The sequence below is a fragment of the Pectobacterium brasiliense genome, from assembly GCF_016950255.1.
GTDB classification, from domain to species: Bacteria; Pseudomonadota; Gammaproteobacteria; order Enterobacterales; family Enterobacteriaceae; genus Pectobacterium; species Pectobacterium brasiliense.
In genome coordinates, this window is record NZ_JACGFN010000001.1 from 1,595,452 (window position 1) to 1,618,470 (window position 23,019).

The following is a 23,019-nucleotide window of genomic DNA, read 5'->3' on the forward strand; positions in this document are numbered from 1 at the left end:
TAACCTGGTTTATTTACCATCGTAATAATCTTAAATCTATTGGGTAAACAGCCCGGTTACTGCGGTTTAAAGTCTATCGGCGCATTTTTGAAAGCCTCATAAACTTCTGGACTTGGTGGCTTCGGTATTCTGGCCTGTTTGGCAGCCGCAATAGCCGCCTGACATAACGCCGGATCGCCGCCTTCAGCAGTGACATCAGTCAAAAAGCCATCTGGCGCCAGCTTAATCCGTAACGTACAGGTGCGCCCTTTATAAAGTTGCCAGTCATAAAACTTGCTCTGAATGGCTGAACGTACCTGACTACCATAGCTATCAAGCGCTGCACCTGATGCACCGCTCTTCTTATTGTTACCGGTGCCCGCAGGTGCACCGCCGCCAGACTTCGGCGCATTTTTCGATGAAGCCAGTCCGCCCAGCAAATCATCAACGGCGCTTTCCTGCTTAGCGGCCTCTGCTGCCGCTTTCTTTTTCTCATCAGCCGCTTTCTTAGCCGCAGCTGCAGCTTCTGCTTTCTTCGCTGCTTCAGCATCGGCTTTTTGCTTAGCGGCTTCGGCTGCTGCTTTTTGTTTAGCTTGTTCAGCCTCAGCAGCTGCTTTTGCTGCTTCTGCTTTAGCGGTTTCTGCTGCCTTCTGCTTGGCAGCTTCAGCCGCTTTCTCTTTAGCCTCTTCTTCCGCCTGCTTTTTGGCAGCAGCGGCCGCAGCAGCTTGTTTCTTCGCTTCGTCTTCCGCTTTCTTCTTAGCGTCTGCCGCAGCTTTCGCCTGTTGTTCAGCTTCGGCCTTCGCTTTTGCCGCTGCCGCTTCGGCTTGCTTCTGCTGTTCTTTTGCCTGCTGAGCCGCCGCTTCAGACTGCTTACGCTGTTCAGCCTGCTCCTGAGCCTGCTTTTTCGCCTCTTCCTGCGCTTGCAGACGCTCTTTTTCCAGCTCTTTCAGCCGCTGCTGTTCAGCCGCTTGCTTCTGTTGAAGCTCTTCGGCCTGCCGTTCAGCTTGCTTTTGACGCTGCTGTTCAGAACGTTTTGCATCCGTCTGCTGCTGCTGTTGGCGGTTATACTGCTCCACCACTGCGCTCGGATCGACCATGACGGCATCAATTGACGAGCCTCCGCCGCCTCCGCTGGCATCCATCGTTTGCGTCGACGAACTCCAAAGCAGCAAAGCAATCAGTATGATGTGCAAAACAGCCGAGATAATAACGGCGCGTTTCAGCTTATCGTTTTGTTCGTTTGCCTTTAGCACAAGCGATTCCCAAAAACAGTGTTGCCAGAAATAGGCTTAACGATCATTACCGTGATGCGCTCATTTAAATCGGTTGTGTCATCAAACCAACGGATTTTACGCCAGCCTGATGCAACAAATTCAACGCTTTAATGATCTCATCGTAAGGAACATCCTTCGCGCCACCAATCAAAAAGACCGTCTTGGGATTGGTTGACAGCCGTGATTGCGCTTCCGCAACCACCTGCTCTGCCGGAAGCTGCTCCATACGGTTTTGTTCAACAACAAGGCTATATTGCCCTATGCCTGAAACCTCTACGATCACGGGCGGATTGTCATTGCTGGAGACCGTTTTTGAGTCGGTCGCATCCGGTAGATCCACCTCAACGCTCTGCGTAATAATCGGCGCTGTCGCCATAAAAATCAGCAACAGTACCAACAGCACGTCCAGTAGCGGGACAATGTTGATCTCGGATTTCAGCTCACGACGGCCTCTGCGTACTCGTGCCATGATCCCCCCTGATTACTTGCTGTTGTCGCTGGAGAACGCCTGACGGTGCAGGATAGCGATGAACTCTTCCGTAAAGTTGTCGTAGTTCTGCTCCAGTTTACCCACCCGCAGGCTAAGACGGTTATACGCCATGACCGCAGGGATCGCCGCAAACAGGCCGATTGCCGTTGCAATCAAGGCTTCGGCAATACCAGGAGCAACCATTTGCAAGGTTGCCTGCTTCACTGCGCCCAGCGCGATGAAGGCATGCATAATTCCCCAAACGGTACCGAACAGACCGATATACGGGCTGATAGAACCCACGGTTCCCAAAAAGGGAATATGCGTTTCCAGCGTTTCCAACTCACGATTCATTGAAATACGCATTGCACGGGACGCCCCTTCCACTACGGCTTCCGGCGCATGGCTGTTGGCACGATGCAACCGTGCAAATTCTTTGAAACCTGAATGGAAGATTTGTTCAGTGCCCGTCAGGCTATCGCGACGAGTTTGACTTTCCTGATAGAGGCGGGACAGTTCGATGCCCGACCAAAATTTGTCCTCGAATGCTTCGGCCTCACGCGTCGCCGAATTCAGAATTCGGGTACGTTGAATAATGATCGCCCAGGAAGCGATAGAAAAACAGATTAAAATCAGCATGATTAGTTTGACCAGAAGGCTTGCCTTCAGGAACAAATCAAAAACGTTCATGTCAGTCACTGCTTGAACTCCGCGACAATAGACTTAGGAAGCGCAATCGGCTTCATTTGATGTGGATCGATGCATGCGATCAAAACTTCAGCATGGCTTAGCAGGGTGCCATGAGCATTGAGGATACGCTGGGCGAAAGTCATAGAAGCACCGCGTAGCGAGATAATCTCGCTTTGCACTTCCAGCATGTCGTCAAGGCGCGCAGGAGCAAGATACTCCACCGTCATCCGACGAACAGCAAACGCGACATGCTCACTTAGCAAGGCTTGCTGGTGAAAGTTGCGTTCACGCAACGCCTCGGTTCTTGCCCTTTCATAAAAGGCAACATAGCGCGCATGGTAGACAACGCCACCTGCATCAGTGTCTTCAAAGTAGACTCGAACTGGCCAGCGAAACAACGAATTACTCACTCTACATCCCAGTAATGCATTAAACCTCGCTACTATACGCAAGAGAAATGAGGTTTGGAATGGATTGTGACAGCGGAAAGAAAATAATTATGGGCTGCAAGCAACCCATAACTAAATGGAATAGGAGGCTATTTTAGCCGAAGAAATAGTACAATCCTGCGCACAGGATCACAAAGGCGGGAAGTGGTGCGAAAAACGCGCGCCAGAGCAGGCGATGTGGACGAAAACCAACGCCATGAACAACGCCAGCGCAAACGGCCCAAATCAACAGCAGACCCTGCCAAACCGCCAGTTCACTAGTCCGCGCCGCGAAGCGCGTCGGATCCCAGAATACACAGCCAGCCAGCAGTAACGCCATGATAAGGGAAAGAGCCCTTAACGGGCTCTTATCCATCAGGCGATAGAGTTTATCGACCAGATCACTCATTGCTTATCTTCTTTAGCCGCTTTGCTTGCCTCACTCTGCTCAATAGCCAGGGCCGTGATAATCCCCAGTGAGCAAGCAAGAAGCGTTCCGAGTATCCAGGCAAAATACCACATAAATTAAGCTCCTTACTTAGTACATAGAGTGAGTGTTTTGCTCAATCTGCTCTTTGGTAATGCGACCGAACATCTTGTAGTAACACCATGCGGTATAAGACAGCACGATAGGAACGAAAATTATCGCAACCACTGTCATGACTTTCAGCGTCAGCAGGCTTGATGTTGCATCCCATACCGTCAAGCTGACGTTAGGCACAGTCACTGACGGCATGATGAACGGGAACATAGCGATCCCTGCGGTCAGAATCACACAAGCGATAGTCAGAGAGGAGAACAGGAATGCCCAAGCCCCTTTCTCTGCGCGCGCCATAAGGGTAGTCAGCACTGGCAGCACTACGCCCAGAACAGGGATAGCCCACAATACCGGATGGTTATTGAAGTTGATCAGCCAGGCACCTGCCTGCTGAACGACTTCTTTACGCAGCGGGTTAGATTCGGCCGCGGTGTTAATCGCAGACGTCACCACATAACCATCAATACCGTAAATGACCCATACGCCAGCCAGAGCAAACGTCACCATCATCACCAGCGCGGAAATCTGCGCGGCAGACTTGGAACGCACGTGCAGGTCGCCCGTGGTCCGCATCATCAGATAGGTTGCACCCTGAGTCAGGATCATTGTCAGACTAACCACACCAGCCAACAGGCCAAACGGATTCAGCAGTTGGAAGAAGTTTCCGGTGTAGTACAGGCGCAGATATTCATCAACGTGGAACGGTACACCCTGCAACAGGTTACCAAATGCCACACCAATCACTACTGGTGGGACAAAGCTACCGATGAAGATGCCCCAGTCCCACATGCCACGCCAGCGCGGATCTTCGATTTTTGAACGGTAATCGAAGCCGACAGGACGGAAGAACAATGAGGCCAGCACCAGAATCATGGCAATGTAGAAACCGGAGAACGCGGCAGCGTAAACCATCGGCCAGGCAGCAAACAGCGCACCACCGGCGGTGATCAGCCAGACCTGGTTACCGTCCCAGTGCGGCGCAATGCTGTTAATCATGACGCGACGTTCGGTATCACCACGTCCCATCAGACGCACCAGAATGCCCACGCCCATGTCAAAACCATCAGTGATAGCGAAGCCAATCAGCAAAATACCGATCAACAGCCACCAGATAAAACGTAAGACTTCATATTCAAACATAGTGGACTCCTGTTTACCGTGCTTCCTGCGCAGCCGCTATAGGTTGTTCAAAATGGTAGCGCCCTGTTTTCAGGCTGCTTGGCCCCAGACGTGCGAATTTGAACATCAGATACATTTCTGCAATCAGGAAGAGCGTATACAGACCACAGATCAGCCCCATGGAGAACAGAATATCCCCTGCGGTTAGTGATGACGTCGCAACGGCTGTCGGCAGAATCTCACCGATAGCCCAAGGCTGACGGCCGTATTCAGCCACAAACCAGCCGGCTTCGATAGCAATCCACGGCAGTGGAATACCGTACAACGCCGTACGGAGCAGCCAACGTTTCTGACCAATTTTGTTGCGCAGAACACTCCAGAAGGACAGGCCGATGATTAACAGCATCAGAACGCCACAGCCCACCATGATACGGAAAGAGAAATACAGCGGTGCAACGCGCGGGATAGAATCTTTAACAGCTTGTTGAATCTGCGTTTCTGTCGCATCAGAGACTTTCGGCGTATAGCGTTTCAGCAGCAAGCCATAGCCCAGATCCTGTTTAGCTTGATCGAACGCTGCTTTTACTGCCGGGTCGGTGTTGCCCGCGCGTAATTCTTCCAGCAACTGGTAAGCCTTCATACCATTGCGAATACGCACTTCATGCATCACCAGCAGTTCTTTCAGACCCGTGACTTCTTTGTCAGTAGAACGCGTGGCAATGAGCCCCAGAGCATAAGGGATCTTGATGGCATAGTTATTTTCCATCGTATCCTGATTGGGAATGCCGATCAGCGTAAAGGATGCCGGTGCGGGTTGCGTTTCCCATTCCGCTTCAATTGCCGCCAGTTTGGTTTTCTGTACGTCACCCATTTCATAACCGGATTCATCACCCAGTACAATAACGGACAAGACAGAAGCCATACCGAAGCTTGCTGCGATAGCGAATGAACGCTTGGCAAACGCAATGTCACGGCCTTTCAGCAGATAGTAAGAACTGACACCCAGAATGAACATCGCGCCCGTACAGTAACCTGCCGCTACCGTATGAACGAATTTCACCTGAGCTACCGGGTTAAGTACCAGATCGGCGAAGCTCACCATTTCCATACGCATGGTTTCGAAATTGAAATCCGATGCGATGGGGTTCTGCATCCAGCCATTGGCAACCAGAATCCACAGTGCGGAGAAGTTAGAGCCCAGCGCGACCAGCCAGGTCACGGCCATATGCTGCACTTTTCCTAAACGGTCCCAGCCGAAGAAGAACAAGCCAACAAAGGTCGATTCCAAGAAGAATGCCATCAGGCCTTCAATCGCTAGCGGCGCGCCGAAAATATCCCCGACGTAGTGAGAGAAATATGACCAGTTGGTCCCGAATTGAAACTCCATGGTCAATCCGGTAGCGACCCCTAGAGCGAAGTTAATTGCAAATAACTTGCCCCAGAACTTGGTCATATCTTTATAGATTTGTTTGCCGGACAGCACATATACCGTTTCCATAATCGCCAGCAAAAACGCCATCCCCAGCGTTAATGGTACGAATAGAAAATGGTACATTGCAGTTAAGGCAAACTGTAAACGTGACAGTTCGACTACATCAAACATTTTGACTCCTTGCTCCTCGCAGGAAGGGATTAGCTTGCAAACGCTGACAAGCCGCCAAACATCCGGCCATTACACCCAAAAAGAACACAACAAGAATTGCTTTAACACAGGCTGTAATGAACGCTAGAAATACCGTTCACCAGGGCAGTCGCATCGCGATACCCTGACAGCAAGCTCAAGATAAATCACAAGTATTACAAATCGCGTACCCCATAGGGAGGTAGCCGTATATTACGCCTGTAATCCCCTACAATAAATAGGTTTTTACGTGACCCAGACTAGGTTTTTGGCTTCAAATCAACTTTTCCACTAAACGACGTGAAAGACGATAATTGACCTCGCGCAATTTAAGCCTATTTCAGAAATTATATCCAGAGGCGTTTTTTGATCTAAAACAATTTAACGCTTTTCTCGTGATTGTCGCGTTGCATTAATTTCCTTATTACACTCATTGTTAATGCAATGTGACTTTTAGGTTTAATTAAAATTAATTCAGCAATGTATTCTTTACTTTGGTGCTCGATTATTCACATACAATAAAACGAGTTATCTTTATTCTTTTTTTTGTATGATTTCTCTTATTTTATTACTTATACTTTTGTTTATTTACTGTTTTATAATTGTTGTAGATGTTAACAACATTTAGCCATATTTGATCCTATTGAATTCCATCATTTTTTACGTAAAAAAGCCACCCGAAGGTGGCTAGAATGTTTAATCGAATAATCGATTAACGCGATAATATCGCTTTTACTGCATCGCCGATATCCGCCAGGCTGCGAACGGTTTTAACACCCGCCGCTTCTAACGCTGCAAATTTATCGTCAGCGGTGCCTTTACCACCGGCGATGATGGCGCCAGCGTGGCCCATACGCTTACCTTTCGGTGCCGTCACACCCGCGATGTAGCCGACAACCGGTTTCGTCACGTGCTCTTTAATGTAGGCAGCCGCTTCTTCTTCCGCCGTACCGCCGATTTCACCGATCATCACGATGGCTTCCGTCTGCGGATCCTGCTCAAACAGCTTCAGAATATCGATGAAGTTAGAACCTGGGATCGGGTCGCCGCCGATACCCACACAGCTTGACTGACCCAGACCCGCATCGGTCGTTTGCTTCACGGCTTCATACGTCAGGGTACCGGAACGAGAAACGATGCCCACTTTACCCGGCAGGTGAATATGGCCCGGCATAATACCGATCTTACATTCGCCCGGCGTGATCACACCTGGGCAGTTCGGACCGATCATCCGTACACCGCTCTGGTCGAGTTTCACTTTCACCGTCAGCATATCCAGCGTCGGGATACCTTCGGTGATACAGATGATCAGCTCGATACCTGCGTCAATCGCTTCCAGAATGGAGTCTTTACAGAACGGAGCAGGAACGTAGATAACGGATGCCGTTGCGCCCGTCGCTTCTACCGCTTCACGCACCGTATTAAATACGGGCAGACCCAGATGTTCCGTGCCGCCCTTACCCGGCGTCACACCACCAACCATTTGCGTACCGTAAGCAAGTGCTTGCTCAGAGTGGAATGTCCCCTGACTACCGGTAAAACCCTGACAGATAACTTTGGTATTTTTATTAATCAGAATGGACATTATTTACCCTCCACAGCTGCAACAACCTGCTGAGCAGCACCCGTCAGGCTGGTCGCGGCAATAATATTCAGGCCGCTATCCGCCAGTTTCTTGGCACCCAGCTCCGCATTGTTTCCTTCAAGACGTACCACAACCGGTACGTTAACACCCACTTCGGCTACGGCGCCGATGATGCCGTCAGCGATCAAATCGCAACGTACGATGCCACCAAAGATGTTAACAAAGACAGCTTTTACCTTGTCGTCAGACAGGATGATTTTGAACGCTTCGGTAACACGTTCTTTCGTCGCACCGCCGCCAACATCGAGGAAGTTCGCAGGAGCACCGCCGTGCAGCTTCACGATGTCCATCGTGCCCATCGCCAGACCGGCACCGTTGACCATACAGCCAATGTTGCCATCCAGCGCAACATAGTTCAGTTCCCACTGTGCCGCATGCGCTTCACGGGAATCTTCCTGACTTGGGTCGCGCATTTCACGCAGCTCAGGCTGACGGAACAGGGCATTGCCGTCCGCGCCCAGTTTGCCATCCAGACAGATCAGATCGCCCTGCTTGGTGATAACCAGCGGGTTGATTTCTACCAGCGCCAGGTCGCGCTCCAGGAACAGCGTCGCCAGACCCATGAAGATTTTGGTGAACTGAGCAACTTGCTTACCACTTAAGCCCAGTTTGAAAGCCAACTCACGGCCTTGATAAGGCTGTGGGCCTACCAGTGGATCGATCGCCGCTTTATGAATCAGCTCCGGCGTTTCTTCTGCCACTTTTTCAATTTCTACGCCACCTTCGGTGGACGCCATGAACACCACGCGACGCGTGCCACGGTCAACAACTGCCCCCAGATAAAGCTCTTTGTCGATATCCGTTGCGGCTTCAACCAGGATCTGATGAACCGGCTGACCCTGTGCGTCAGTTTGATAAGTAACGAGTTTTTTACCCAGCCAGTTTTCAGCAAAGGCGCGGATATCTTCTTTATTGCTGACAACTTTAACGCCGCCCGCTTTACCGCGACCGCCTGCATGAACCTGACATTTTACGACCCACGGACCCGCACCAATTTTAGACGCGGCTTCTTCCGCTTCGCGCGGAGTGGTACAGGCATAGCCGGTCGGTGCCGGTAAACCATATCGAGCAAAGAGTTGTTTTGCCTGATACTCGTGTAAATTCATGATGTTCTATCCATTTAGGTTTGGAGATAAGTCGGCAGACGGTTTTTCATCACCGAATCTTTCGGTAGAGAAAAGCGCCATTAACTCTCTGATATATTTGGATAACGCCGTTGAGAAAAAACGGCCTGCATAGCACATAATCTGGTATACCGTTTCGAGCGGAAACCGTCAGGGTTACCCGCCCGAAAGCCTATCTGTCGGACTAAACGTCTAACAGCAGACGCGCTGGATCTTCCAGCATCTCTTTCACCGTCACCAGGAAGCCAACGGACTCACGGCCGTCAACCAAACGGTGATCGTAAGACAGCGCCAGATACATCATCGGCAGAATAACGACCTGACCATCAACCGCCATCGGACGATCTTTAATGGCGTGCATACCCAGAATCGCACTCTGCGGTGGGTTGATGATTGGGGTAGACATCAGAGAGCCAAAGACGCCGCCGTTGGTAATGGTGAAATTACCGCCCAGCAGTTCTTCAACCGTCAGTTTGCCGTCACGGCCTTTCACGGCCAGCTCTTTGATACGCTTCTCGATGTCGGCCATGCCCAGCGCATCCACATCACGTAGCACTGGCGTAACCAGACCACGCGGGGTAGACACCGCGATGCTGACATCGAAGTAGTTGTGGTAAACCACATCTTCGCCATCAATAGACGCATTCACTTCTGGATAACGCTTCAGCGCTTCGACCACGGCTTTGATGTAGAAGGACATGAAGCCCAGACGCACGCCATGACGCTTCTCGAATGCCTCGCCGTACTGCTTACGCAGATCCATGATTGGCTGCATGTTGATTTCGTTGAACGTCGTCAACATTGCCGTGCTGTTTTTCGCTTCCAGCAGACGCTCTGCAACACGCTTACGCAGGCGCGTCATCGGTACGCGTTTTTCGCTGCGCGCGCCCAGAGCTGGTGCCGAAGAAGCCGCTGGCGCTTCAGACTTAGGCGCTTTATCAGACTCTTTCTTCTGAGCAGCCAAATGCTTATCTACGTCTTCACGGGTAATTCGACCGCCTACGCCGCTGCCTTTGATAGCAGAGGCATCGAGATCGTGCTCTGCAATCAGGCGGCGGATCGCCGGGCTGAGCGCGTCGCTGTTCTCTTCTTCCAGCCCAGCCGTATGGCGCTGTGCCGGTGTTGATTCTTTGCTTTGTGATTTCTCGCTGGTTTCTTTACCAGAGCTGTCGCCACGACGAATGCGGCCCAGCAGTTGGCGAGACGTCACTGTCGCGCCTTCCTCTTCCAGCACGGCATCCAGAATGCCAGCTTCAGAGGCAGGAACTTCAAGTACAACTTTGTCAGTTTCAATTTCAACCAGTACTTCATCGCGCTCGACGCTATCGCCTGGCTTTTTATGCCAGGTAGCAACGGTGGCGTCAGCGACGGATTCAGGCAGGTCGGGTACATGAATATCTACGCTACTCATTATCTATCCTTTTATTTAATCAACGTTCAGCGCGTCATCGACCAGATCTTGCTGTTGTTTCTGGTGTACGGACATATAGCCAACGGCGGGTGATGCAGACGCCGGGCGTCCTGCGTAACGTAAAGAAGCCCCAAACGGAATCACTTCACGGAAATGGTGCTGACTGCAATACCAGGCTCCCTGATTCAGCGGCTCTTCCTGACACCACACGAAATCGTGAACATGGGCAAACGATTCCAGCGCAGCTTGAACGGCCTGATGCGGGAACGGATAAAGCTGTTCGATACGGACGATCGCGACATTCTTTTGCTCGTTCTTACGGCGCTGTTCTACCAAATCATAGTAGACCTTACCGGAGCAAAGCACGACACGCTTCACGGCTGCCGGATCTAATTCTTCTACTTCACCAATCGCTGGCTGGAAGGAACCATTTGCCAGTTCATCCAGTGAAGAGATCGCTAGCGGATGGCGCAGCAGAGATTTCGGTGACATGACCACCAGCGGACGGCGCATACCGCGCAGCGCCTGACGGCGAAGCATGTGATAAACCTGCGCTGGCGTTGACGGAATACAGACCTGCATATTTTGCTCAGCGCACAACTGCAGATAGCGTTCCAGTCTGGCAGACGAGTGCTCAGGGCCTTGACCTTCGTAACCGTGCGGCAGCAGCATGACCAGACCACACATACGGCCCCACTTCTGCTCACCGGAGCTGATGAACTGGTCGATAACAACCTGTGCACCGTTGGCGAAGTCACCAAACTGCGCTTCCCAGATAGTCAGGGTGCGCGGTTCTGCGGTCGCATAGCCGTATTCAAACGCCAGAATCGCCTCTTCAGACAAGACGGAGTCCCAGACGTTAAACTCGCCCTGTCCGTTATGCACGTGGTTCAACGGCGTGTAGCTGGAACCATTTTTCTGGTTATGCACGACAGCATGACGATGGAAGAACGTACCGCGACCGCTGTCCTCACCAGACAGACGAATCGGAATGCCTTCATCGACCAGCGTAGCGTAAGCCAGCGTTTCTGCCCCGCCCCAATCAAACGGCTTGTTGCCCGCCGCCATTTCGGCACGGTCAGCATAGACCTTGGCAACACGAGGATGGATTTCAATCCCTTCCGGCACTTCACTGATACGCTTCGCCAGCTCCTGCAAGCGTTTCATTTCCGTTGCGTGCGGATAAGGCTCATCCCACTCATGGTTCAGATACGGCGTCCAGGTAAAGGACTGCATATCCATCTGACGCCATTCTTCCACCACGCATTCACCGGCATCCAGCGCATCGCGGTACAGGTTGACCATTTCGGTGGCATCTTCCAGCGTAATGGATTTTTCCTGCTCCAGACGATCGGCGTATACCTTACGCGGCGTCGGGTGTTTCTTGATCTTCTGGTACATCATCGGCTGCGTTGCACTTGGCTCGTCAGCTTCGTTATGACCATGACGGCGATAACAAATCAGATCGATGAACACATCACGCTTAAACTCATTACGGAAATCCAGCGCCAGACGCGTAACAAACGCCACCGCTTCCGGGTCGTCTGCGTTAACGTGGAAAATCGGTGCCTGCACCATCTTGCCGATATCGGTACAGTATTCGGTTGAGCGAATGTCCAGCGGGTTAGAGGTGGTAAAGCCGATACGGTTGTTGATTACAATACGCAGTGTGCCGCCAACTTCGTAGCCACGCACCGTCGACATGTTCAGCAGTTCCTGCACCACGCCCTGACCGCTGATTGCCGCATCACCGTGAATAGTGATAGGTAAAACACGCGGACCGCTCTGGCTATTCAGACGATCGAGACGCGCACGTACAGACCCTGTTACTACCGGACTGACGATTTCGAGGTGAGATGGGTTGAACGCCAGCGCCAAATGCACCAGACCGCCAGCCGTCTCGAATTCAGACGAGAAGCCCTGGTGATATTTCACATCACCGGTACCGAGGTGTTCTTTATGCTTGCCAGCGAACTCGTCGAACAGATCCTGAGATTTTTTGCCCAATACGTTGATCAGCACGTTGAGGCGGCCACGGTGTGCCATCCCCAATACGACTTCGCGAGTATCGTTTGCACCCGCATGGCGAATCAGCTCTTTCAGCATCGGAACCAGTGCATCACCGCCTTCCAGCGAGAAACGCTTGGCACCAGGATATTTGGCACCCAGGTAACGCTCCAGCCCTTCGGCTGCGGTTAACTCTTTCAGGAAACGGCGTTTCTCTTCCAGAGAGAATGACGGTTGCCCCATTACCGATTCGATACGCTGCTGAATCCAACGTTTCTCTTCCGTACTGGTCATATGCATATATTCCGCACCGATAGAACCGCAATAGGTGCGTTTCAGCGCGTCATACAGGTCTTCCAGCTTCATGGTGTCTTTGCCGATGGCAAAAGAGCCCACGTTGAAGGATTCCTGTAGGTCATCCTGCGTCAGGTTGTGGTAATCCAGATCCAATTCTGCAACGGGTTCCTGCGGGCGCAGGAAGATCGGATCCAGGTTAGCTTGCTGATGTCCACGGAAGCGGAACGCATTGATCAGCTGCAATACCTTGACCTGCTTAGCATCAATATCGGGGTCGGTGACTGACGAGGTAAAGCGCGAAGAGTCTTTCGCCAGGCGGCGGAAATATTCACGCGTTTTGGAATGGAGTTGATCCGGTTTGACCCCACTCGTAGGCAATTGCTGGAAGATCGAGCGCCAGCTATGTTCGATCGAGTCAGGATCGGTTAAAAAATCTTCATAGAGTTGCTCTATGTAGGACTGATTCGCACCCGCCAAATAGGAGGAATCCAGCCAGGCCTTCATCGCGCCGTTCTGCATCATGATCCCTTAAGCTAATAAGCTTCAGTTTTCGCCGTGGTTAACATGTAATTAGTGTCCGTATATCGTTTGCCGTACAAACGGTTCACTTGTCGTACTTCGGTACGCGCTTAGGGTATCCGTCCCCCCTAAGGAACCTTTAAAAACCGGTTCGGGCGCGTAAGCCGGTTTTTAAAGGTTTCCTGCGCTCCCTCTGAAGAATAGCAACTTCAGAGGGAGATACATGTTTTACTACTTAATCTTTATGCAATAACACGTTACGTACTGACTAACCGTTACGCGCTACGGTGCAACAACATCGATTTAATATGACCAATAGCCTTGGTCGGGTTCAACCCTTTCGGACACACGTTGACGCAGTTCATGATGCCGTGGCAGCGGAAGACGCTGAATGCATCGTCCAGATCGTCCAGTCGTGGCTGGGTTTCCGTATCGCGGCTGTCAATCAGGAAGCGATACGCTGCCAGCAGCCCCGCGGGTCCGACAAACTTGTCCGGGTTCCACCAGAACGACGGGCAAGACGTTGAACAGCAGGCGCACATGATGCATTCATACAACCCATCCAGCTTGGCACGTTGTTCAGGCGATTGCAGATGCTCACGCGCCGGCGGATTTTTCCCATTATTCAACAGGTAAGGCTTTATTTTCTCATATTGAGCATAGAACTGTCCCATGTCCACTACCAAATCACGAACAACCGGTAATCCAGGCAAAGGACGGATAACAATTTTGCTGTTTCCGCGACGTAACGCAGAAACTGGCGTGATACAGGCCAGCCCATTTTTGCCGTTCATGTTGACGCCATCAGAACCGCAGACGCCTTCACGGCAGGAACGACGGAATGACAGCGTCGGATCCTGCTCTTTCAGCAGCATCAGCGCATCCAGCAGCATCATGTCGCGGCCTTCTTCCGCCTCCAACTGGTAATCCTGCATCCGCGGAGCATCGTCAACATCCGGGTTGTAACGATAAATAGAAAATTCGAGTTTCATCGTTTTATCTCCGCAATTAATAAGTACGTATTTTCGGCGGGAACGCCGGACGCAGTTTAGGCTGCATGTTCACCTCACGGCGCGTCATGCTGTCGGTTTGCGGCAGATACAACGAATGGCACAGCCAATTCTCATCGTCACGCTCTGGGTAGTCGAAGCGGCTATGGGCACCACGGCTTTCAGTACGGAAGTTAGCAGACACCGCCGTCGCATACGCGGTTTCCATCAGGTTATCCAGCTCCAGACACTCGATACGCTGGGTGTTGAACTCGCTTGACGTGTCATCCAGACGCGCATTTTTCAGGCGTTCACGAATCACTTTCAGCTCTTCCAACCCTTTCGCCATCGCATCTCCTTCGCGGAAGACCGAGAAGTTGTTCTGCATACAGGATTGCAGCGCCTTGCGGATTTCAGCTGGATCTTCCCCTGAACGGGTATTGTTCCAGCGGTTCAGACGGTCGAGAGAGGCTTCAATATCGGATTCGCTGGCATCACGGCTTTCGCCCTGCTCGTTCAACGACTCTTGCAGGTGAATACCCGCCGAACGACCGAATACCACCAGATCGAGCAGCGAGTTACCGCCTAGACGGTTAGCACCATGAACCGAGACGCAGGCGATTTCACCTACGGCAAACAGCCCTGGAATCACCACATCTTCGCCTTTCTCATTCACCGTCAATGCCTGACCGCTCACTTTGGTCGGAATACCGCCCATCATGTAGTGGCAGGTTGGGATAACCGGAATCGGTTCTTTCACCGGGTCGACGTGAGCAAATGTGCGAGACAGTTCCAGGATGCCCGGCAGACGGGATTCCAGAACATCTTTACCCAGATGGTCCAGTTTCAGCTTGGCATGTGGTCCCCACGGGCCTTCACAGCCGCGGCCTTCACGAATTTCGATCATGATGGAACGGGCAACAACGTCACGACCAGCCAGATCTTTCGCGTTTGGCGCATAACGTTCCATGAAACGTTCACCGTGCTTGTTCAACAGGTAACCGCCTTCACCACGACAACCTTCTGTCACCAGCACACCCGCACCCGCAATACCGGTCGGGTGGAACTGCCACATTTCCATGTCCTGCAACGGAACGCCCGCACGCAGTGCCATGCCCACGCCGTCACCTGTATTAATGTGCGCGTTGGTAGTGGACTGGTAAATACGGCCTGCGCCGCCGGTCGCCAGCACGGTCGCTTTCGCTTTGAAATAGACGACTTCACCGGTTTCGATACAGATCGCCGTACAACCGACCACCGCGCCATCCTGATTCTTCACCAGATCGAGGGCATACCATTCGGAGAAAATAGTGGTGTGATTTTTCAGGTTCTGCTGATACAGCGTATGCAGCAGGGCATGACCGGTACGGTCTGCGGCAGCCGCAGTACGTGCGGCCTGCTCGCCGCCAAAATTCTTGGATTGACCACCGAACGGACGCTGATAAATGCTGCCATCATCCAGACGGGAGAACGGTAATCCCATGTGTTCCAGTTCCAGAATCGCTTCCGGACCGGTTTTACACATATATTCAATAGCGTCCTGATCGCCAATGTAATCCGACCCTTTTACGGTGTCGTACATGTGCCATTCCCAGTTGTCCTCATGGGTGTTACCCAGCGCAACGGTAATACCGCCCTGCGCGGACACAGTATGGGAACGGGTTGGGAACACTTTCGATAACAGGGCACAGGACAGGCCCATTTGGGAAATTTGCAGCGCGGCGCGCATACCTGCGCCACCCGCACCTACAACAACTGCATCAAATTCTCTGACTGGCAAATTCATCACGCACCCCACACCACAATAGTTCCATAAATGACGTACACCAACAGCGCTACGACAATCGCCAACTGTAAAGTCAGGCGTAAGGCCAGCGGTTTAATGTAGTCGGTCAGCACTTGCCACATCCCTATCCAGGCATGAACCAGAATGGAAAATAACGTTAGCAGTGTGAATACTTTGGTGAGAGCCATTGCGAAGAAACCACGCCAGATTTCATACGTGATGTCGCCAGCCGTAGCAATAAAACCAATAATATAAATTACATACAGAACAATGACGATGGCGGAAGCGCGAATCAGTAACCAATCGTGTACGCCATTGCGTCCTAACGCAGAAGCATTGCTTACCATACGAGGACTCCAGCCAGAATTGAAAGCACGACAGTAATAATAAAGGAGATATTTGCAGAACGTTTACCTGCGGCAAAGTCTTCTTCTATATAGCCAAAATCCATCAACAGGTGACGTATACCACCAACAATGTGATAAGCCAACGCGACGAGGATGCCCCAAACGATAAACTTGACGATGAAGCTATCCATAATTTCCGCAGCGCGCAGGAACCCTTCCTCTGAAGAAAGAGAAGTGCCTAACAGCCACAGTAAAATACCGACAGCGACAAAGGTGATAACGCCGGAGACGCGGTGAAGAATAGATGCTATCGCAGTAACGGGAAACTGGATCGTCTGCAATTCCAGATTGACAGGTCTTTGTTTTTTCACGGATTTGCCCACACAGCTTTTATTATTGTTTCTTCCTCCGGGCCTGATGTGAGGTCAGACAGTATGAAAGTTACAGCCCTGAAAAGTGGGTTTACGATACGCGCTCAAACATCGACATTCCGGTGTCTAAACAGCGCATGATCCTTTCATACTGGGTGCTCCTACTGCAGGGTGATTCCGGAGACCTGGCGGGAGTATAGGTCCTTCACATTCCCATTACAATTCCCATACAAACTGTTTGGTGACATTTGCCCCGAACAGTGATTTAGATCACGAATTTCACAATTTATATAAAATTAATTATCTGATTTGACAAAAGTTCAACATTTCAATTACAACTAGGGGATTGAATTCCTTATGATGTGTTAAAGCACAACGGCGACACTTCCACACTGGCGTAACTTATGTAACAGTGGGGAGAGTCCACGTAAAAGTCATAGGTAATGACTACAATCTATTCAGAGCATTGTTAATTGCCTGAAGATCGCTAATTACCTGGAGAACGAATTTTTCATCCTGAATGCGGCTATCCGCCTTACTCTGTATCCTATTTGACGACTGTGTCACGACAGAGTTTCACCGGACATTTATTCGCCCGGTGCACAGGCATGACGGTATTTCTTCAGTGAGAATATTTAAAATTAAAGCGCTAAGGAGACTGTAAATGGCTGATAAGAAAGCAACTCTTACTCTAGAGGGTAAAGATCCAATTGAGCTAAATGTCCTATCAGGTACATTGGGGTATGATGAGATTGATATTCGTCCCCTCGGTTCTAAAGGTTACTTCACATTTGACCCCGGCTTTACCTCTACCGCATCTTGCGAATCCAAGATTACCTATATCGACGGTGACGAAGGCATCTTGCTACACCGTGGCTTCCCTATTGCCCAACTGGCTGAAAAATCGAATTATCTTGAAGTTTGTTACATCCTGCTGTTCGGTGAAATCCCGACGGTAGAACAGTATGAAACCTTCAAAACCACCGTAACGCGTCACACCATGATCCATGAGCAGATTACTCGTCTGTTCCACGGTTTCCGTCGTGATTCACATCCAATGGCCGTATTGTGCGGTGTCACGGGTGCACTGGCGGCGTTCTATCACGATTCACTGGACATTAACATTGAGCGCCACCGCGAAATCGCGGCCTACCGCCTGCTGTCCAAAATGCCGACCGTTGCAGCAATGTGCTACAAATACTCACTGGGTCAGCCGTTTGTTTATCCGAAAAACAACCTGTCCTACGCGGGTAACTTCCTTCACATGATGTTCTCTACGCCTTGCGAAGAATATGTTGTGAATCCGGTGTTAGAACGTGCCATGGACCGTATCCTGATCCTGCATGCCGATCACGAGCAAAATGCCTCGACGTCTACCGTGCGTACTGCTGGCTCGTCTGGTGCGAACCCGTTTGCCTGTATCGCCGCGGGGATCGCCTCGCTGTGGGGACCGGCGCACGGCGGCGCGAACGAAGCCTGCCTGCGTATGCTTGAAGAAATCAGCAGCGTGGAGCACATCCCTGCGTTTATCGAGCGTGCAAAAGACAAGAACGATTCCTTCCGCCTGATGGGCTTCGGTCACCGTGTGTACAAAAACCACGATCCGCGCGCTACCGTCATGCGTGAAACCTGCCATGAAGTGCTGAAAGAGCTGGGCAGAAAAGACGACCTGCTGGAAGTGGCGATGGAACTGGAAAATATCGCGCTGAACGACCCGTACTTCATCGAGAAGAAACTGTACCCGAACGTGGACTTCTACTCCGGTATCATCCTGAAAGCGATGGGGATTCCGTCTTCCATGTTCACCGTTATCTTCGCGATGGCGCGTACCGTGGGCTGGATTGCACACTGGAACGAAATGCACGACGACGGCATCAAAATTGCCCGTCCACGTCAGCTGTACACCGGCTACGACAAACGTGACTTTGCATCCAATCTGAAACACGATTAATCCATTCCGCACGCATAAAAAAGGCCGGATTTTCCGGCCTTTGTTACAATTGCACTAAAGGGATGACTTACAACCTAAACTTTGCGTGAATCGCAATAAATAACCATCCGGATCCTGTACCAGAAAATTACTTTCCCCGTGATACACCTCATGATCGCGATACCAGCACGTATCCACCGGCCTGCGTAGCGTATAGCCAGCACGTTCAATCGCCGCCGCCAGCACCTGAACATCCGGGCACTCAATCGATAAATTCATACCGCGGCCAAACGGCGGTTCTAGCGGTTCCACACGCCAGGGCGATTCGATTAAGTAATCCTGTTCCAGCATCAGTTGGCTCCCATGAAATGAAAGGAATGCGAACTTATCTTCAGGCCTGTCGTACTCAATCTGAAATCCCAAAACATGGCAATAAAACGCCAGACTCTTTTGTAAGTCAGAGACAATCATTTCTGGAATTAACGTATTCATCTTGCGCATAAATAACTCACATTATTACTTCTGGCAGTGCGAGCACCAATAGAACGGGCGTGATGACAGCATCGTTCTTTCGATGATCCCGCCGCAGCGCTCGCAGCGTTCCCCTTCTCGATGGAAAACCTTGAACGAAAAAATCGCCCCGTGATGTCGATCCTCATCAACGGTACCGCGCGTGTTGTAGGACAAACGGGGAATCTCCAGCAGCGCTCGACTTAACGTCTGTAACTGTTCCTCATTCAACTGCGCTGCCGTGTGTTGCGGCGCAAGCTGTGCCTGCCAGAGAATCTCGACGCGCAGATAATTCCCCAGACCGGCGAGAAAAGCCTGATCCAGCAGCAGCCCACTGAACTGGCGACGGCGAAAGCGCGGTAATAACAGACGCTCACACACCTGTTCTGGCGTCAGAGAGAGATCCAAAACATCAGGGCCAATACGTTGCAGGAAAGGATGCGTCGAGAGCGTCTCCGGCGTCAGCATTTCAATATCGGACGCACTGTAAAGCAGAATAGCGCGATCCTGCGTTTCCAGCCGGACACGCAAATCCCGTTTCGTTTCCGGCGATTCACCAGCATTCACGACTCGCCACACGCCATACAGTTGGTTGTGGCTATACAATACCCGATCGTTGCTAAAATAGGTCAGCAGCGCCTTCCCGTGCGTGTCGATCTGCCTGACCTGCTGCCCGACCAATTCTGTCTCGTATGGCTTCAGTTCTGGAAATGCAAACCAGACACGCGTCAGCGTTTTTCCCACAACGGCCTCGACCAGTTTATCGGCCGCCCGGCGAATTTCCGGTCCTTCCGGCATACCTTACTCCCTGAAAATCATGCGTATTGCGCGATTAGCCACACTAGTGCAGAGCACCGCCAGTCACCGCCACATCAACCTGCTGCACCAGCGACTGCTTGATCATCACCTCCAGCGCCGCCGTGACTAACGGCGTGGGCATGCTCGGTTCACCGGGATGTCGCGCGGCCTGCTCCGGCGAATAGGGAATGTGAACGAACCCGCCACGAACCACATCGCCCTGTTGATGTAACTGATGTAAAAGCCCGTACATCACATGGTTGCAGACAAACGTGCCTGCGGTTTGCGATACCGAGGCGGGAATGCCCGCTGCACGCAATGCCTGTACCAGCGCTTTCACTGGCAGCGTCGAGAAATACGCCGCGGGACCCTTTTCCACCACGGGCGTATCAATCGGCTGGTTACCTCGGTTATCGGCAATGCGGGCATCATTAATATTAATCGCCACGCGTTCGACAGAAATATCAGCACGGCCGCCTGCCTGCCCTACCGCGATCACCACTTCCGGCTGCCATTCGGCTATCGCGCGGTAAAGCTGTTCCAGCGACAGGTCGAAGACGCAAGATAAACGGCAGGCCACTACGCGCGCACCGCCAACTTCCCGCTGATGAAGGACTTTTACCGCTTCCCAGGAGGGATTAATCGCTTCGCCTTCAAAAGGCTCAAACGCCGTGATCAAAACGGTTTTCATCGGTTTCCCCGTCATATAAAAAGTAATGATTATGCCGCAGCAACAGCGATCTGATGCTGGCTAAAACAGTGTCGCAGCTTGCGGGCAAACAACAGCGCGTGTTGTCCATCGCCGTGAATACACACGGTATCCGCCTGCACGTTCACCCAGGAACCGTCAATCGCTCTGACCCGCTGACGTTGAATCATCTCCAGCGTTTGCGCCAGCGCCAGTTCATCGCTGTTAATCAATGCCCCCGCCTGAGTGCGCGGCACCAGCGATCCGTCAGGCAGATAGCAGCGGTCGGCAAACACTTCCTGACGCGTATCCAGTCCCAGTCGTTGTCCGGCACGAATTAACTCGCTCCCCGCCAGCCCGACTAAGCGTAACGCTGGATTCACTACTTTCACCGCCTTGGCTATCGCATCGGCCAGTGCCGGTTCACATGCCGCCTGATTGTAAAGCATGCCGTGAGGCTTAACATGCGACAGCGTGCCGCCTTCAGCGGCGACAATCGCGCTGAGTGCGCCAAGCTGATACACCACCTGTGCAAAGACAATTTCCGCGGGCACATTCATCGCCTTGCGGCCAAAATTTTCACGATCGGGAAAACTCGGATGTGCACCCAGTGCGACGCCATAGCCGATTCCCCAACGCACGGACTGACGCATGGTTTGTGCATCACCGGCATGAAACCCACAGGCAATATTGGCAGAGGTCACCAGCTTGAGTAGCGCTTCGTCGTTCTCACTGCCTTCGCCCAGATCGGCATTCAGATCAATAATCATGCAGCCTCCACGCCAGCTGTTCGAGGTAACGTCGCTGTTCTTCGGCCGCTTTTTGCGCCTGTGCCTGCGTACAGTGAATAAAATGTATCGGTTCACCGAGCCGGATTTGCGCTAAATGGAATAAATCGGCTTCAATCACCGTCGCAATTCGCGGGTAACCGCCGGTTGTCTGGGCATCCGCCAGCAGTACGATAGGGCGACCATTGTGCGGAACCTGCACCACGCCCGGCAGCAACCCATGCGATGGCAGCTCGCGCGGTTTGCTACCCGGCAATGCGGCGCGCTGTAGTTCAGCACCCAGCAAACGGTAACCCATACGGTTACTTTGCGGGCTCAGTTGCCAGGACGTTCGCCAGAACAGCTCCTGCATCTCTTCGCTGAATTCCTGATATTCCGGCCCCGGCAAGGCCCGCACGCGATTGCCGAACAGCAGTTGCTTGATACCAATTTCTCGCGTCAGTTCGCGAGTCGGCGTTCCCAGCGGAAGTTCATCGCCATCCCTCAGCAAGCGTCCGTCAAAGCCGCCAAAACCAGCTTTCAAATCGGTACTGCGCGACCCAAGCGCTTCCGGCACATCCACCCCGCCGGACAAGGCCAGATAGCTGCGCATTCCGTTACGCGGCATGCGCATTTTCAACGTTTGTCCCGGCTTCACGGCGAAACGCCAGCCGGTCCAGAGCGGCTTGCCATCGAGGTCAGCATGACAGTCCGCACCAGTCAGCGCCACCCAGCAGGCGGTGGTGAATGTTGCGCTAAACTTGCCCAGCGTAATTTCCAGCGCAGCAGCATTCTCCGCGTTGCCCACCAGCAGGTTGGCCATTGTCAGTGCAGGCAGATCGAGCGCGCCCGACTGGCTGATACCCAAACGGCGAAAGCCGACACGACCACCATCCTGCACCGAAGTATGCAAGCCGGCATGAATAACCTTCAGCATACGCCCTCCTTCTGTGGCAGAAACCGAACGTTATCGCCAGGTCGCAGCAGCGTTGGCGGCATCGTTTGTGGAGTAAACAGCTTCAACGACGTGCGGCCAATCAGCTGCCAGCCACCCGGCGTCGCCAGCGGATAAATCCCCGTCTGCGCGCCACCAATCCCGACCGATCCCGCCGGCACGCGCAGGCGTGGTTCGGCGCGACGCGGCATATGCAGCTTCTCGTTTAATCCACCGAGGTAGGCAAAGCCCGGCTGAAAGCCCAAAAAGTAAACCACATACTGCGCGGCAGCGTGTGCTTCCACAACCTGACTCACTGTCAGGCCACTGTGAGCGGCAACTTCCGCCAGATCTGGCCCCGCCTCTCCGCCATACACAACAGGAATGTCGATATCGCGTGGATCAAACACCAGCGATTCACTCTCTTCCCACCAGCGCTGCAAACGTTCAATCGCATCCAGCGCCACCTGCTGGGGATGCGCCAGCAGCACCGTCAGATTGTTCATGCCCGGAATCGCTTCCAGCACCTCTTCATGATGGTTCAGGCGCTCGGCCAGCCCCCATATCCGCTGCTGGCTCTCCAGCGACATTGGCGGTTCCAGTTCCAGAACGACAGCCCTCTCGCCCAGAAGATAACACCGTGCTCGTTGCAATCTTTCCTCCTGAATCGCGTTTTTTCCGTCATGATGAACATGGCTAAATGATTAGCGTTGCTTACTGATAAATTTTCTTCTCAACAGCGAAGCAACAACGATGCCAATATCGAAAATGTGACATC

At 52.2% G+C, this 23,019-nt stretch carries 23 protein-coding genes; 1 reads left to right on the top strand and 22 read right to left on the bottom strand.

Features of this window, described 5'->3' with window-relative positions:
• Positions 1-56: 56 nt before the first annotated feature.
• From tolA to sdhC, 16 genes are all read right to left on the bottom strand, one after another.
• Positions 57-1,232, bottom strand: a complete 1,176-nt coding sequence (tolA, locus tag H4F65_RS07035; protein ID WP_039312154.1) for a cell envelope integrity protein TolA — start codon at positions 1,230-1,232, stop codon at positions 57-59.
• Between the two features lie 64 nt (positions 1,233-1,296).
• Positions 1,297-1,722: a colicin uptake protein TolR gene (gene tolR, locus H4F65_RS07040; protein ID WP_010285025.1), complete on the bottom strand. Its 426-nt coding sequence runs from the start codon at positions 1,720-1,722 to the stop codon at positions 1,297-1,299.
• 12 nt (positions 1,723-1,734) lie between these two features.
• The gene (gene tolQ, locus H4F65_RS07045; protein WP_039275589.1) at positions 1,735-2,421 is read right to left on the bottom strand and encodes a Tol-Pal system protein TolQ; all 687 of its coding nucleotides are present in this window, start codon (positions 2,419-2,421) and stop codon (positions 1,735-1,737) included.
• On the bottom strand, positions 2,418-2,822 hold the full coding sequence (ybgC, locus tag H4F65_RS07050; RefSeq protein ID WP_010285019.1) for a tol-pal system-associated acyl-CoA thioesterase: 405 nt from the start codon (positions 2,820-2,822) through the stop codon (positions 2,418-2,420). The genes tolQ and ybgC overlap by 4 nt, the downstream gene beginning before the upstream one ends.
• A gap of 133 nt (positions 2,823-2,955) precedes the next feature.
• Positions 2,956-3,249 (bottom strand): cyd operon protein YbgE, encoded by a 294-nt coding sequence (gene ybgE / locus H4F65_RS07055; RefSeq protein WP_010285015.1) that lies wholly within the window; start codon positions 3,247-3,249, stop codon positions 2,956-2,958.
• Positions 3,246-3,362 (bottom strand): cytochrome bd-I oxidase subunit CydX, encoded by a 117-nt coding sequence (gene cydX, locus H4F65_RS07060; protein WP_010285013.1) that lies wholly within the window; start codon positions 3,360-3,362, stop codon positions 3,246-3,248. The genes ybgE and cydX overlap by 4 nt, the downstream gene beginning before the upstream one ends.
• Positions 3,363-3,378: 16 nt before the next feature.
• Positions 3,379-4,518, bottom strand: a complete 1,140-nt coding sequence (cydB, locus tag H4F65_RS07065; RefSeq protein WP_010285010.1) for a cytochrome d ubiquinol oxidase subunit II — start codon at positions 4,516-4,518, stop codon at positions 3,379-3,381.
• Positions 4,519-4,531: 13 nt separating this feature from the next.
• Complete coding sequence (gene cydA / locus H4F65_RS07070) at positions 4,532-6,100, bottom strand: cytochrome ubiquinol oxidase subunit I (RefSeq protein WP_010285007.1); 1,569 nt, start codon at positions 6,098-6,100, stop codon at positions 4,532-4,534.
• Positions 6,101-6,830: 730 nt separating this feature from the next.
• Positions 6,831-7,703 (bottom strand): succinate--CoA ligase subunit alpha, encoded by an 873-nt coding sequence (gene sucD, locus H4F65_RS07075; protein ID WP_010285005.1) that lies wholly within the window; start codon positions 7,701-7,703, stop codon positions 6,831-6,833.
• Positions 7,703-8,869: an ADP-forming succinate--CoA ligase subunit beta gene (gene sucC / locus H4F65_RS07080; protein ID WP_010285004.1), complete on the bottom strand. Its 1,167-nt coding sequence runs from the start codon at positions 8,867-8,869 to the stop codon at positions 7,703-7,705. Before sucC ends, sucD begins: the two co-directional genes overlap by 1 nt.
• 202 nt (positions 8,870-9,071) lie before the next feature.
• Positions 9,072-10,298 (bottom strand): 2-oxoglutarate dehydrogenase complex dihydrolipoyllysine-residue succinyltransferase, encoded by a 1,227-nt coding sequence (odhB, locus tag H4F65_RS07085; protein WP_010285003.1) that lies wholly within the window; start codon positions 10,296-10,298, stop codon positions 9,072-9,074.
• Between the two features lie 15 nt (positions 10,299-10,313).
• Positions 10,314-13,121: a 2-oxoglutarate dehydrogenase E1 component gene (gene sucA / locus H4F65_RS07090; protein ID WP_010285001.1), complete on the bottom strand. Its 2,808-nt coding sequence runs from the start codon at positions 13,119-13,121 to the stop codon at positions 10,314-10,316.
• 275 nt (positions 13,122-13,396) lie between these two features.
• A complete protein-coding gene (locus H4F65_RS07095; RefSeq protein ID WP_010285000.1) occupies positions 13,397-14,113 on the bottom strand; it encodes a succinate dehydrogenase iron-sulfur subunit in 717 nt (238 codons plus the stop codon).
• 16 nt (positions 14,114-14,129) lie between these two features.
• Positions 14,130-15,896 (bottom strand): succinate dehydrogenase flavoprotein subunit, encoded by a 1,767-nt coding sequence (gene sdhA, locus H4F65_RS07100; RefSeq protein WP_010284998.1) that lies wholly within the window; start codon positions 15,894-15,896, stop codon positions 14,130-14,132.
• Entirely contained in the window at positions 15,896-16,243 is a 348-nt protein-coding gene (gene sdhD, locus H4F65_RS07105; protein ID WP_010284997.1) for a succinate dehydrogenase membrane anchor subunit, read from the bottom strand. The genes sdhA and sdhD overlap by 1 nt, the downstream gene beginning before the upstream one ends.
• Positions 16,237-16,626 (bottom strand): succinate dehydrogenase cytochrome b556 subunit, encoded by a 390-nt coding sequence (sdhC, locus tag H4F65_RS07110; RefSeq protein WP_010284996.1) that lies wholly within the window; start codon positions 16,624-16,626, stop codon positions 16,237-16,239. The genes sdhD and sdhC overlap by 7 nt, the downstream gene beginning before the upstream one ends.
• A 652-nt stretch (positions 16,627-17,278) precedes the next feature.
• Here sdhC and H4F65_RS07115 point away from each other — a divergent pair.
• A complete protein-coding gene (locus tag H4F65_RS07115) occupies positions 17,279-18,565 on the top strand; it encodes a citrate synthase (protein ID WP_010284995.1) in 1,287 nt (428 codons plus the stop codon).
• A gap of 54 nt (positions 18,566-18,619) precedes the next feature.
• On the opposite strand, the gene H4F65_RS07120 is transcribed toward H4F65_RS07115, so the two are convergent.
• The 6 genes from H4F65_RS07120 to pxpB are packed head-to-tail and all read right to left on the bottom strand — an operon-like array spanning position 18,620 to position 22,894.
• Positions 18,620-19,045: a bleomycin resistance protein gene (locus H4F65_RS07120; protein WP_010284994.1), complete on the bottom strand. Its 426-nt coding sequence runs from the start codon at positions 19,043-19,045 to the stop codon at positions 18,620-18,622.
• A 15-nt stretch (positions 19,046-19,060) separates the two neighbouring features.
• Positions 19,061-19,852: an endonuclease VIII gene (gene nei / locus H4F65_RS07125; RefSeq protein ID WP_010284993.1), complete on the bottom strand. Its 792-nt coding sequence runs from the start codon at positions 19,850-19,852 to the stop codon at positions 19,061-19,063.
• Between the two features lie 43 nt (positions 19,853-19,895).
• On the bottom strand, positions 19,896-20,543 hold the full coding sequence (gene pcp / locus H4F65_RS07130) for a pyroglutamyl-peptidase I (protein ID WP_010284991.1): 648 nt from the start codon (positions 20,541-20,543) through the stop codon (positions 19,896-19,898).
• A gap of 29 nt (positions 20,544-20,572) precedes the next feature.
• Positions 20,573-21,310 (bottom strand): 5-oxoprolinase subunit PxpA, encoded by a 738-nt coding sequence (gene pxpA / locus H4F65_RS07135; protein WP_010284989.1) that lies wholly within the window; start codon positions 21,308-21,310, stop codon positions 20,573-20,575.
• Complete coding sequence (pxpC, locus tag H4F65_RS07140) at positions 21,300-22,244, bottom strand: 5-oxoprolinase subunit PxpC (protein WP_010284988.1); 945 nt, start codon at positions 22,242-22,244, stop codon at positions 21,300-21,302. Before pxpC ends, pxpA begins: the two co-directional genes overlap by 11 nt.
• The gene (gene pxpB / locus H4F65_RS07145; protein ID WP_010284986.1) at positions 22,238-22,894 is read right to left on the bottom strand and encodes a 5-oxoprolinase subunit PxpB; all 657 of its coding nucleotides are present in this window, start codon (positions 22,892-22,894) and stop codon (positions 22,238-22,240) included. Before pxpB ends, pxpC begins: the two co-directional genes overlap by 7 nt.
• Positions 22,895-23,019: the final 125 nt, after the last annotated feature.

Coding starts and splice junctions, on each gene's coding strand:
- H4F65_RS07095 (WP_010285000.1), bottom strand. CDS start 14,113: ATGAAACTCGAATTTTCTATTTATCGTTACAACCCGGATGTTGACGAT.
- pxpA (WP_010284989.1), bottom strand. CDS start 21,310: ATGATTATTGATCTGAATGCCGATCTGGGCGAAGGCAGTGAGAACGAC.
- H4F65_RS07115 (WP_010284995.1), top strand. CDS start 17,279: ATGGCTGATAAGAAAGCAACTCTTACTCTAGAGGGTAAAGATCCAATT.
- tolR (WP_010285025.1), bottom strand. CDS start 1,722: ATGGCACGAGTACGCAGAGGCCGTCGTGAGCTGAAATCCGAGATCAAC.
- pcp (WP_010284991.1), bottom strand. CDS start 20,543: ATGAAAACCGTTTTGATCACGGCGTTTGAGCCTTTTGAAGGCGAAGCG.
- sucC (WP_010285004.1), bottom strand. CDS start 8,869: ATGAATTTACACGAGTATCAGGCAAAACAACTCTTTGCTCGATATGGT.
- sucA (WP_010285001.1), bottom strand. CDS start 13,121: ATGCAGAACGGCGCGATGAAGGCCTGGCTGGATTCCTCCTATTTGGCG.
- H4F65_RS07120 (WP_010284994.1), bottom strand. CDS start 19,045: ATGCGCAAGATGAATACGTTAATTCCAGAAATGATTGTCTCTGACTTA.
- cydB (WP_010285010.1), bottom strand. CDS start 4,518: ATGTTTGAATATGAAGTCTTACGTTTTATCTGGTGGCTGTTGATCGGT.
- pxpC (WP_010284988.1), bottom strand. CDS start 22,244: ATGCTGAAGGTTATTCATGCCGGCTTGCATACTTCGGTGCAGGATGGT.
- odhB (WP_010285003.1), bottom strand. CDS start 10,298: ATGAGTAGCGTAGATATTCATGTACCCGACCTGCCTGAATCCGTCGCT.
- sucD (WP_010285005.1), bottom strand. CDS start 7,703: ATGTCCATTCTGATTAATAAAAATACCAAAGTTATCTGTCAGGGTTTT.
- ybgE (WP_010285015.1), bottom strand. CDS start 3,249: ATGAGTGATCTGGTCGATAAACTCTATCGCCTGATGGATAAGAGCCCG.
- nei (WP_010284993.1), bottom strand. CDS start 19,852: ATGCCGGAAGGACCGGAAATTCGCCGGGCGGCCGATAAACTGGTCGAG.
- sdhA (WP_010284998.1), bottom strand. CDS start 15,896: ATGAATTTGCCAGTCAGAGAATTTGATGCAGTTGTTGTAGGTGCGGGT.
- cydA (WP_010285007.1), bottom strand. CDS start 6,100: ATGTTTGATGTAGTCGAACTGTCACGTTTACAGTTTGCCTTAACTGCA.
- sdhD (WP_010284997.1), bottom strand. CDS start 16,243: ATGGTAAGCAATGCTTCTGCGTTAGGACGCAATGGCGTACACGATTGG.
- cydX (WP_010285013.1), bottom strand. CDS start 3,362: ATGTGGTATTTTGCCTGGATACTCGGAACGCTTCTTGCTTGCTCACTG.